9 protein-coding genes are annotated in these 10771 nt (G+C 63.7%); 1 reads left to right on the top strand and 8 read right to left on the bottom strand.

Annotated elements, in window-relative coordinates:
- From N805_RS20175 to N805_RS20195, 5 genes are all read right to left on the bottom strand, one after another.
- On the bottom strand, positions 1 to 1248 hold the full coding sequence (locus N805_RS20175; protein ID WP_019472254.1) for an ABC transporter permease: 1248 nt from the start codon (positions 1246 to 1248) through the stop codon (positions 1 to 3).
- A 288-nt stretch (positions 1249 to 1536) separates the two neighbouring features.
- A complete protein-coding gene (locus N805_RS20180) occupies positions 1537 to 2571 on the bottom strand; it encodes an ABC transporter substrate-binding protein (RefSeq protein ID WP_019472253.1) in 1035 nt (344 codons plus the stop codon).
- A 40-nt stretch (positions 2572 to 2611) separates the two neighbouring features.
- Entirely contained in the window at positions 2612 to 3736 is a 1125-nt protein-coding gene (locus tag N805_RS20185) for an ABC transporter ATP-binding protein (RefSeq protein WP_019472252.1), read from the bottom strand.
- Positions 3737 to 4042: 306 nt separating this feature from the next.
- Positions 4043 to 4675, bottom strand: a complete 633-nt coding sequence (locus tag N805_RS20190; protein ID WP_177313735.1) for a response regulator transcription factor — start codon at positions 4673 to 4675, stop codon at positions 4043 to 4045.
- A gap of 7 nt (positions 4676 to 4682) precedes the next feature.
- A complete protein-coding gene (locus tag N805_RS20195; protein WP_019470219.1) occupies positions 4683 to 7070 on the bottom strand; it encodes a PAS domain-containing sensor histidine kinase in 2388 nt (795 codons plus the stop codon).
- 95 nt (positions 7071 to 7165) lie between these two features.
- Between N805_RS20195 and N805_RS20200 the strand changes: the two genes are divergently transcribed.
- Entirely contained in the window at positions 7166 to 8164 is a 999-nt protein-coding gene (locus N805_RS20200; RefSeq protein WP_019470218.1) for an alpha/beta hydrolase family protein, read from the top strand.
- A gap of 136 nt (positions 8165 to 8300) precedes the next feature.
- On the opposite strand, the gene N805_RS20205 is transcribed toward N805_RS20200, so the two are convergent.
- From N805_RS20205 to N805_RS20215, 3 genes are read right to left on the bottom strand one after another with little or no spacing between them, the layout of a single operon-like run.
- Positions 8301 to 9068 (bottom strand): TerB family tellurite resistance protein, encoded by a 768-nt coding sequence (locus N805_RS20205; protein WP_019470217.1) that lies wholly within the window; start codon positions 9066 to 9068, stop codon positions 8301 to 8303.
- 1 nt (position 9069) lies between these two features.
- The gene (gene murU, locus N805_RS20210; RefSeq protein ID WP_019470216.1) at positions 9070 to 9741 is read right to left on the bottom strand and encodes an N-acetylmuramate alpha-1-phosphate uridylyltransferase MurU; all 672 of its coding nucleotides are present in this window, start codon (positions 9739 to 9741) and stop codon (positions 9070 to 9072) included.
- Positions 9738 to 10757 carry an aminoglycoside phosphotransferase family protein gene (locus N805_RS20215; protein ID WP_019470215.1) on the bottom strand — a complete coding sequence of 340 codons (1020 nt, stop codon included), beginning with the start codon at positions 10755 to 10757 and terminating at the stop codon, positions 9738 to 9740. The genes murU and N805_RS20215 overlap by 4 nt, the downstream gene beginning before the upstream one ends.
- Between the last annotated feature and the right edge of the window lie 14 nt (positions 10758 to 10771).

Consider the following 10771-nt stretch of genomic DNA (forward strand, 5'->3'; position numbering starts at 1 on the left):
TCAGCTCAGGCGCAGGCGGCTGGCGCCGACCAGCCAGCTATAGATCAGGTACAACAGCACGGTAGCCAGCAGCAACAGCCCGCCCAGTGCGGTGGCCATGCCCCAGTTGATGCTGGTGTTGGTGTAGAAGGCGACGAAGTAGCTGACCATCTGGTCGTTCGGGCTACCCAGCAGCGCCGGGGTGATGTAGTAGCCGATGGCCAGGATGAACACCAGCAGGCAGCCCGCGCCAACACCGGCGTAGGTCTGCGGGAAGTACACCCGCCAGAAGCTGGCGAACGGGTGGCAGCCCAGCGAGATCGCGGCACGCATATAGCTGGGCGAAATGCCCTTCATCACGCTGTACAGCGGCAGGATCATGAACGGCAGCAGAATGTGCACCATGGAGATGTACACACCGGTGCGGTTGAACACCAGTTCCAGCGGCTGGTCGATGATGCCCATGGCCATCAGTGCACTGTTGATCAGGCCACCCGATTGCAGCAGCACGATCCACGCCGCCACCCGCACCAGGATCGAGGTCCAGAACGGCAGCAGCACCAGAATCATCAGCAGGTTGCTCTGCCGGGTCGGCAGGTTGGCCAAGAGGTAGGCCAGCGGGTAAGCCAGCACCAGGCAGATGGCGGTAATCACCACACCCATCCACAAGGTGCGGGCAAAGATATCCAGGTAAATGGCCTGGTCCGGCGTGGCCTTGGCCAACTCGCCCAGGTCGTCGATGCGGTGGTCCACAGAAGCCAGCAGGTAGAACGAGGTCACCGTACTGGTATTGCGGCGTATCGCCTGCCAGTAGGCCGGGTCGCCCCAACGCTCGTCGACGGCCTGCAGGGCGTCTTTATAAGAAGCAGGCTCTGCCTTGAATGGCAGTGCGCGGGCGGTCTTGGTCAACAAGCTGCGGTAGCCGGCCAGTTCCATGTTCAGGCGCTTGGAAAGGTCGCCAAGGGTCTGGTTCTTGCGCGACTCGGCCAGGTCCTGGCTCAGCGCCTTGTACACATCCTCGCCGGGCAGGCTCTTGCCATCCCACTGGGTGATGATGTCGACCGTGCGCGGGAGGCCGGCGACCACTTCCGGGTTGCCGACGCTCTTGTACAGCAGCGCCGCGATCGGCACCAGAAACACCAGCAGAAGAAACAGCGCCAGCGGCGCGATCAACGCCTGCGCCTTCCAGCGGTTGACCCGCTCGGCGTGTTTCAGGCGCTGCTTGAGACTTGGACCTGCGCCTTCGTTGAGGGGCACTGCAATGGCCATGGCGAACTCCGCGATACGAACTGAAAATGGGGCTGCTGTGCAGCCCATCGCCGGCAAGCCAGCTCCCACAGGTACTGCACCGGCTTCGAGATTTCTGATCCCTGTCCCTTACAGCCATTGCACTGGCTTCGAGACTTCTGATCCCTGTTCCTTACAGCCACTGCACTGGCTTCGAGACTTCTGATCCCCGGGCCTTACAGGTACTGCACAGGCTTGCGGGATTACGTGCTCCCTGTGGGAGCTGGCTTGCCGGCGATGGGCCGCATGGCGGCCCTGCTTTGCGGTTTGTTACTTCTTCGCCGCCCAGGCGTTGAAGCGTTGCTCCAGCTGCTCGCTGTTGTCAGCCCAGAAGGCCACGTCGATCTGCACCTGGTTGGCGATGTTCTCAGGGGTGGTCGGCATGTCCTTCTTCACCTCCTCCGACAGCAGGCTCACGGCCTTGGCGTTGGCCGGGCCATAGGCGATGTTCTCGGAGTAGATCTTCTGCTGCTCGGGCTTGACGCTGTAGGCGATGAACTTCTTCGCCTCTTCGACGTTCTTGGCACCTTTAGGGATCGCCCAGGCGTCAAAGTCGTAGATACCGCCGTTCCACACCACCTTGAGGTTGCTCTCTTTCTGCACAGCGGCAATACGGCCGTTGTAGGCAGAACTCATAACCACGTCGCCAGAGGCCAGGAACTGTGGCGGCTGTGCACCCGCTTCCCACCACTGGATACTGGGCTTGAGCTCATCGAGTTTCTTGAAGGCGCGGTCCTGACCTTCTTTGGTTGCCAGCACTTTGTAGACGTCCTTGGGCGCAACGCCATCGGCCATCAGTGCGAATTCCATCGTGTACTTGGCACCTTTGCGCAGGCCACGCTTGCCCGGGAACTGCTTGGTGTCCCAGAAATCGGCCCAGCTGGTAGGTGCAGTCTTGAGCTTGTCGGCGTTGTAGGCCATGACCGTGGACCAGACGAAGAAGCCCACGCCGCAAGGCTGGATGGCACCCGGCACGTAATCGGCCTCGCTGCCGAACAGGGCTGGGTCGAGCTCTTCGAACATGCCCTCATCGCACCCGCGCGCCAGCTCTGGCGACTCAACCTCTACCAGGTTCCACGAGACGCTCTTGGTGTCGACCATCGCCTTCACCTTGGCCATTTCGCCGTTGTACTCACCGGCGACGATCTTGCCATTGCCCGCCTTCTCCCATGGTTCGTAGAACGCCTTTACCTGGGCAGCCTTGTTGGCGCCCCCGAACGAGATCACGGTGAGGTCTGCGGCCATGGCCTGGCCAGCGGCGAACAGCCCCAGGGCCAGGGCGGTCAGTTTCAACTGCTTGCGCATTCTTATTCTCTCCACAGTACAGGGTTGGTGAAGCAATCCATCAATGGGCTTCGGCAATCGGATCGAGCGCGCGGGCGTGCTCCACCTCCCAGCCCAGCGGTACCACATCGCCCACGGCCAGGGCCGGGTCGAGCTCGGCAATCGGCTGTTTCACGAAGAAATCGGCCTTGCCGCAAACTTCCAGGCGCACCCGCACGTGGTCGCCCAGGTAAATGAATTCGGCCACCCGGCCAGAGAAGCGGTTGACGCAGCTTTCGCTGTGGCCATTCAGGCGCACACGTTCCGGGCGGATAGACAGGGTTACCGGCTCGCCGGCCTGGCCGACGTTCACCGCCAGCGCCTCGACCCGTTCGCCGCGCGGCAACTGCACCTGGCAGCGCTTGCCGTCGCTGGCAAGCAGGGTGCCGTTGATACGGTTGTTCTCACCGATAAAGTTGGCGACGAAGGTATTGCAGGGTTCTTCGTACAGCGTGCGCGGGTCGGCGATCTGCTGGATCTCGCCCTGGTGGAACACCGCCACGCGGTCGGACATGGTCAGCGCTTCGCCCTGATCGTGGGTCACGTACACCACGGTCACGCCAAGGCGCTGGTGGATGTGCTTGATCTCCATCTGCATGTGTTCACGCAGCTGCTTGTCCAGCGCGCCGAGCGGTTCGTCCATCAGCACCAGCTGCGGCTCGAACACCAGTGCACGGGCCAGGGCCACCCGCTGCTGCTGGCCACCGGAAAGCTGGCCGGGGTAGCGCTTGGCGAAAGTATCGAGCTGGACCATGTTCAGCACGCGTTTGACCCGCTCGCTGACGTCGGTCTTGCTCAGGTTGCGCACGGTCAGCGGAAAGGCCAGGTTCTCGGCCACGGTCATGTGCGGGAACAGCGCGTAGTTCTGGAACACCATGCCGATGTCGCGCTTGTGCGGCGGCACGTTGTTGATCGAACGCCCGGCCAACTGAATTTCACCGGCAGTAGGGGTTTCGAAGCCGGCCAGCATCATCAGGCTGGTGGTCTTGCCCGAGCCGGATGGGCCAAGCAGCGTGAGGAACTCGCCCTTGCGGATGTCCAGGTTGAGGTCTTTGACGATCAGCGACTCGCCGTCGTAGCTCTTCTGCACACCACGGAAGCTGACCAGCGTTTCGCTGGTTGCAGCGTTCGACTTCGCCTCGCTCATGCCTGCACCTTCTTGTTGGATGACTGCGTAGGCCAAAGAGTAGAAGAGGCGCAAGCGCCCGAAAATCGGGGGCACTGAGAGAATGCCATCATCCAGATGGAAGATTTGTTGTAGGGATTGCCCTACAAGGATGACGCATTCAGGACAAACACATTCCTGTGTAGGAGCGGACTTGTGTCGCGATGGGCTGCAAAGCAGCCCCAGGGTTTCAGCTTAAATGCACAAATTAACGGGGCTGCTCTGCAGCCCTATCGCGACACAAGGCCGCTCCTACAAAAGACCGTGCACGCCAGACTTATGTCGCAATCAGACCAGCTTGTGCTCCATGGCGTACTTCACCAGCTCCGCCAGCGAGTTCACTTTCAGCTTTTGCATCAAGCGCGCCTTGTGGGTGCTGATGGTTTTGCTCGACAGCGCCAGCTGCTGGGCAATGTCGTTGACGTTGGCCCCCTGGGCCAGGCGCTCGAACACCGAAAACTCCCGCTCCGACAGCAGCGTGTGCAATGGCCGGGACTCAGTCAGGCCCACTTCGAACACCATGCGGTCGGCCAGCGATGGGTCGATATAACGCCCGCCACCTGCCACCCGGCGAATCGCCGTCAGTAGCAGCGCCGGGTCACTGTCCTTGGTGGCGTAACCCGCCGCCCCAGCCTTCAGCGCCCGCGCTGCCATCTGTGCCTCGTCGTGCATCGACAGCATCAGAATTGCCGGGGCATCGTGCAACGCACGGATCCGCGGGATCGCCTCCAGGCCATTCACACCTGGCATCGAGATATCCAGCAGCACCACTTCGCACGGCGTGTGGCGCAGGGTTTCCAGCAGTTGCTCGCCATTCCCGGCCTCCCCCACCACCTGCATGTCCTTGGCCAAGCCAATCAACTGCTTGATACCTTCACGGACAATGGTGTGGTCTTCGGCCACCAGTACTCGAATCACGATTGCTCTCCTACTCCAACGGAATGGCCACACTCAGGCTGGTGCCTTCGCCTGGTTCACTGTCCAGCGCCATGCTGCCCCCCAGCATTAGCACCCGCTCGCGTACACCCACCAGGCCAAATGAAGTGGGCCGGGTCTGCTCGTGGCAAAAGCCTTGGCCATCATCGCTGACCGTCATGCGCAATTGCCCGTCTTCACGCACCAGTTCGATCTCCACGCTGTGCGCCTGGGCGTGACGCATCACGTTGGTCAGCGCCTCCTGCAGGATACGAAACAGGCCAGTGGCCTTGGCATCGCTCAATGCAGGCAGATTATCCGGCACTTGCACCAGGCAGGGGATCTGCGTGCGGGCTTCGAAGCGCCGCGCCTGCCATTCGATGGCCGAGGCAATGCCGGCATCGAGGATCGGCGGACGCAAGGCAGTGGCAACATCACGCACCAGCTGGAACAGCTGGGCAATCAGGCGCTTCATGCTTGCCAGGCGCTCATTCAGGCCAGGGTCCAGCTCGGCAAACGCAAGCTCGCACATCGACACCTCCAGCTTGAGCACGGTCAGCATCTGCCCCAGCTCATCATGTACTTCCCGGGCGATGCGCGCTTTTTCTTCCTCGCGTACGCTCTCCAGATGGGCCGACAGATCGCGCAGCTGCTCCTGGGATCGGGCCAGTGCCAATTCTGCCCGCTTACCCTGGGTGATGTCCCATACCACACCGTCCCATACCACCTGGCCGTTGGCCAGGCGCCGGGTGCTGGCCTTGATGTCAGCCCAGCGTTGCTCACCCTGACGGGTCAGGATGCGCCCCTGCCAGGACCAGTCCTGGTCGCTGGCCAAGGCCAGGTCCTGGACCCGGTGGTAGTCGGCGCGGTCTTCGGGGTGAACCAGGTTGCGCAAGCCCATCTGTGGGTGCTGGATCTCCGCCGGTGCATACCCCACCAGCGCCTCGCTGCCCTCACTGATGTAGGGGAATTCCAGCTCGCCTTCGGCCGGGTCACGCTCCAGGCGAAACACCAGCCCCGGCACGTTGCCGGCAATGCCTTTGAGCCGCGCCTCGCTTTCGCGCAGTGCCGCCAGGGCTCGGTGGCGTTCGGTGACATCGGCGAGGTAGACCACCAGGTATTCGGAATCACGAAAGCGCAAAAAACTCAGTGATAGCTCGACCGGCAGCAGGCTGTGGTCGGCCCGCCGGCACTGCGCCTCAAACTGGCCGACACCGCCCTCCCCCGTGCGGGCGCCTTTCCACAACTCCAGCCAGCGGTCCATGGTCAGGCTTGGCTCGAAAGCGCTCAACGGCCGCTCCAGCAGTTCGCCGTCGCCATACCCCAGCATGCGCTCGGCAGCATGGTTGGCGTAGCGTACGTGGCTGTCCCAGTTGACCCAGAGAATGCCCACCGTGCTCTGGTCGATGGCGAACTGGCTCAGGCGCAAGGCCTCTTCACGCACTTGTCGCTCCACCAGGCTTTCCCGTGTGGTCAGCAGGCTGCGCTCCAGCTGGCGCTGCTGCCGGCGCTGCCACACCAGCGTGGCCAAGGCACACAACAGCAACAAACCGAACAGCAAGGCCAGGTTCTGCCAAAAGCCTGGCGACTCGCTAAGGCGTGGGTATTTGGGCTGCAACCAACGTTGGTGCAGCTGCTCCAGCTCCTTGGCCGGCAGCGCCTGCAGGCCGCGTTCGAGCACATCGGCCAGCAGCGGCCAGTCGCGTCGCGAGCCGAGGCGCAGCAGCTGCGGCAGGCCGATATCGCCGACCACCGCCAGCTCACTGAATTCGCTCTCGCGTGACAAGCGGCTGAGCTGGGCTTCATCCAGCACCGCGAAACTGGCCTGGCCACCTACCACCAGTTGCAAGGCCTCACGTTCGTTGGGCACCCCCTGCAGGTTGAGGTTGCCGTAGTTGCCGCGCAGGTAATCGGCCAGCTGGCTGGGCATGCGCACTGCCACCCGCTGCTCGGCTTCAAGCTTTTCCAGCTCCACGGCCATGGCCCCGGTGCGCGGCCCCACCACCAGTTGCGGCACGCGCATGTACGGGTCGCTGAACAACCACAGCCGCAGGCTGGACGGCGTCTGGGTCAGGCCAGGGGCAAAGTCGATTTCACCGCTCTGCAAGGCATGTTCCAGGCTGGCCTGGTCGCTGAAGTTGCGCCAGGTAAGGTCCAGGCGCAGTGCCTGCGCCAGGCTGTTCACCAGTTCTACGTTGGCCCCGTACAGTTGCTGCAGGCGCCGGTCGAACTGGGCATAGGGTGCCTGCAGCACCAGGCCGACGCGCAAGCTGCGGTGCGCGTCCAGCCACTGCTGTTGCGCAGGCTCCAGCGTAACGGTGGGCACCGCCTCGGGCCGGGCCAATGCAATCAAGGGCAGCCACAAGCAGCCGATAACCAACAGGCGACGCACTCGCTTCATCTAAACGCTCGTCTTGGCAAAGGCGGCCATGCAGCATGGCCGTCACGGGCAAATACTATTAGGCTGCCGGTATCATTCTGGCCCTGGGTTGACTCATGTCCACACTTTATCGCACGACGCTGGCAATGTGCTGCCTGGCCTCGATCCTTCCACTCGGCGCCTTGGCCGCCGATGCCGAAAAACCACCCACCTCCACCGAAGCTCCGGCCGCCCAAGCCCCGCGCCCGCCCCTGCTGGAGCGCAGCCAGGAAGATGCCCAGGCGCTGGAACGGCTTGTACCCAAGGCCGAGCAGCAGACCCTGCAGGCCGGTGCCGACAGCTTCCTGGCACTTTGGAAACCCGCCAACGACAACGACCCGCAAGGGGCAGTCATCATTATTCCCGGTGCAGGCGAGACCGCCGACTGGCCAAATGCGGTCGGCCCACTGCGGCAGAAATTCCCGAATGTCGGCTGGCACAGCCTGAGCGTCAGCCTGCCCGACCTGCTCGCCGACAGCCCGCAAGCACGGGTCGAAGCCACACCGCCTGCCGAGCCTGCGAAAGACCAAGGCGAAAGCGCCCCGGCCAAGGATGTGCCGGCCGATGCCAATGCCAACGTCGCCCAGGCCACGGCGGCCGATGCCGATGCGGCAGAAAGCACTGACGCCGAACAGGCCAGCGAGCAGGCGGACCCGGCAGATGCCGAGCGTATCTTCGCCCGCCTGGATGCCGCCGTGGCGTACGCCCAGCAACACAACGCCCGCAGCATCGTGCTGATCGGCCATGGTAGCGGTGCGTATTGGGCGGCCCGCTACCTGAGCGAGAAGCAGCCACCCCAGGTACAAAAGCTGGTGATGGTCGCCGCACAGACACCGGCGCGGGTTGAGCATGACCTGGAAAGCCTGGCGCCGACCTTGAAGGTGCCGACAGCGGATATCTATTACGTCACCCGCAGCAGCGACCGCAACGCGGCCGAGCAGCGCCTGCAGGCCAGCAAGCGGCAGAAGGACAGCCAGTACCGGCAGTTGTCGTTGATTGCCATGCCGGGGAACAAGGCCGCGGAACAAGAGCAGTTGTTCCGCCGGGTACGGGGATGGATGAGCCCTCAGGGTTGAGCTGAAATCGATGGGGTGCCGGGCACCCCCATCGCGACACAAGGCCGCTCCCACAAGTACTGCGCCCCCTCGGGCTTTGCGCGAACGTGTAGGAGCGGCCTTGCGTCGCGATGGGCCGCACAGCGGCCCCATTTTGTTACAGGCCCCGCCGCTTACGAATCATGGCATAGGCCTGATGCAATTCACGGGTACGCTCGGTCGCCTCACGCACCTGCGCCTCGCTGGCACCGGTACCCGCCAGCTTGTCCGGGTGATGCCGGCTCACCAGCCGGCGATACGCCTGCTTGACCTTGTCCGTCTCGGTGTCCGCCTCAACTGCCAGCAAGCGCAACGCTGCGGCATAGGTCATGGCCACCCCTTCCGTTCCGGCGGCCTTGCGTGGCTCGTACTCCAGCGACATCGCCTGCACCTGGCGCCGGCTCAGGCCCAGCTTCTGCCCCCAGTCCAGCAGCAGCTCACGCTCCTTGTTGCCCATCTTGCCGTCGGCCCAGACCATGCGCCAACAGGCGCGCAGGGTGCCTTCAGCCGCATGCGGCTGCTGGCGAATGCGGCGCAAATGGCTGCCCAGCCGGTCCTTGCCCGCCTTGCCGCGGTTGAACGCGGCTATCGCGCGCAGCCGGGCCGCTTCAGCCAAGTCCAGGCGCACCATCTCCTGGCGCGCCTGGCGGATATGCTGCTCGGCCACCCGGCCATCGCACTTGGCCAGGCGCCCGAGCATCACGAACAGCAACTCGTCGTCGCGCAAGGCCGAGCGACCGCCCAGGCGTTCGCGCATGTCTTCCCAGCCTTGCAAGCGCAGGCGGCGGTCCATGGCCTGCCCAAGCAACCCGCCGAGCAAGGCCCCCGGAATGCTGGCAACAGCAAAACCGGCACTCACACCAATCAGCGTGCCTGGCCACCACATGTCAGGCGCGCTCGCCAATCAAGCGCTCAGCCTCGGCCAGGCGCTCAGGCGTACCAACATCCACCCAGTGCCCACGGTAATGCTCGCCAGTGACCTTGCCGTCTGCCATGGCCTGACGCAGCAGCGGCGCCAGCTTGAAGGCGCCGGCCTGGCAACCGTCGAACAGTGCCGGGTGCAGCACCGAAAGGCCACTGAAGGTCAGCGTGCCCGGAGCATCATCGCCATCGACGACCTGCTCGCCCACCAGGCGAAAGTCACCGCGGCCGTGATGGCCAGGGTTGTCGACCAGTACCAGGTGAGCAAGGCCTTGCAAAGGGGCCTGCAGGCATGTGAAGTCGTAGTCGCTCCAGACATCGCCGTTAACCAGCAGGAACGGCGCGTCACCCAGCAATGGCAGGGCCTTGAAGATGCCACCACCGGTTTCCAGCGGCTCGCCCTCGGGTGAATAACGAATGCTCAGCCCGAAGCGGCTGCCATCGCCCAGGTGATCTTCGATCTGCTGGCCCAGCCAGGCATGGTTGATCACCACCTCGGTAACACCCGCCGTCGCCAGGGCGTGCAGGTGGTACTCGATCAGCGGCTGGCCGGCGACCGGGATCAGTGGCTTGGGGGTATGCAGGGTCAGCGGGCGCATGCGCTCGCCTTTGCCCGCTGCCAGGATCATTGCCTTCATGCACGCGCTCCGGCCTGCAACTCGGCAATCAGCTCACCCAGCTCCGCCAATTCGGGCCGGCGGCCGATCACTTCTTCTATATAGGCGAAGAAACGCGGCACGTCGCCCAGGTAGCGCGGCTTGCCATCACGGTGGCAAATGCGGGCGAAAATGCCGATGACTTTCAGGTGGCGCTGCACCCCCATCAGGTCGCTGGCACGCTGGAATGCTTCGAAGTCGCCCTGTACCGGGATGCCGGCCGCCTTTGCCCGCTGCCAGTAGTCTCGCAGCCAGGCTTCGACCCGTGCCTGCGGCCAGCTGAGGAAGGCGTCCTTGAACAGGCAGGTGATGTCGTAGGTGACCGGGCCATACACCGCATCCTGGAAGTCCAGCACACCGGGGTTGGGGGTGCTCTGCATCAGGTTGCGCGGCATGTAGTCGCGGTGCACCAGCACCTTGGGCTGCGCCAGGGCGCTGTCGATCAGCAGTTGGCTGACGCGCTGCCAGGTGGCTTTCTGCGCTTCACTCAAGGCCAGACCAAGCTCACGCCCCACGTACCACTCGGGGAACAGCTCTACTTCACGGCGCAGCAGGGCGTCGTCGTAGCTGGGCAGCGGCGCATCCATTGGCAGACGCTGGAAGGCCAGCAAGGCCTCGATGGCGTCGGCAAACAGGCCATCGGCGTTATCCGCATCAATAATATCAAGGTATGTCTGGTGGCCCAGATCCCCCAGCAGCAAGAAGCCCCGCTCCAGGTCCTGGGCATGGATCAGCGGCACATGCACACCAGCGCTGGCCAGCAGGTGGTCGATGGCGACGAACGGTCGGCAGTTTTCCTGCGGAGGGGGTGCGTCCATGATCACGAAGCTGTGGCCCGCGCCCTGCCAGCGGAAGTAGCGGCGGAAGCTGGCGTCGCTGCTGGCCGCGGTCAGGCTGCCCGCGGGCACTTCGCCCCAGGCGTTGTTGCGGAAAAGATCATTGAGCTGCTCATCGAGCCAGACCGTCAGTTGTTGCAGGCGTACATCGTGTTCAGGCATTACAAGGGTCTCCG

Source organism: Pseudomonas putida S13.1.2 (assembly GCF_000498395.2).
In the GTDB taxonomy this organism is placed as follows: domain Bacteria; phylum Pseudomonadota; class Gammaproteobacteria; order Pseudomonadales; family Pseudomonadaceae; genus Aquipseudomonas; species Aquipseudomonas putida_Q.

Coding starts and splice junctions, on each gene's coding strand:
- N805_RS20175 (WP_019472254.1), bottom strand. CDS start 1,248: ATGGCCATTGCAGTGCCCCTCAACGAAGGCGCAGGTCCAAGTCTCAAG.
- N805_RS20180 (WP_019472253.1), bottom strand. CDS start 2,571: ATGCGCAAGCAGTTGAAACTGACCGCCCTGGCCCTGGGGCTGTTCGCC.
- N805_RS20185 (WP_019472252.1), bottom strand. CDS start 3,736: ATGAGCGAGGCGAAGTCGAACGCTGCAACCAGCGAAACGCTGGTCAGC.
- N805_RS20195 (WP_019470219.1), bottom strand. CDS start 7,070: ATGAAGCGAGTGCGTCGCCTGTTGGTTATCGGCTGCTTGTGGCTGCCC.
- N805_RS20200 (WP_019470218.1), top strand. CDS start 7,166: ATGTCCACACTTTATCGCACGACGCTGGCAATGTGCTGCCTGGCCTCG.
- N805_RS20205 (WP_019470217.1), bottom strand. CDS start 9,068: ATGTGGTGGCCAGGCACGCTGATTGGTGTGAGTGCCGGTTTTGCTGTT.
- murU (WP_019470216.1), bottom strand. CDS start 9,741: ATGAAGGCAATGATCCTGGCAGCGGGCAAAGGCGAGCGCATGCGCCCG.
- N805_RS20215 (WP_019470215.1), bottom strand. CDS start 10,757: ATGCCTGAACACGATGTACGCCTGCAACAACTGACGGTCTGGCTCGAT.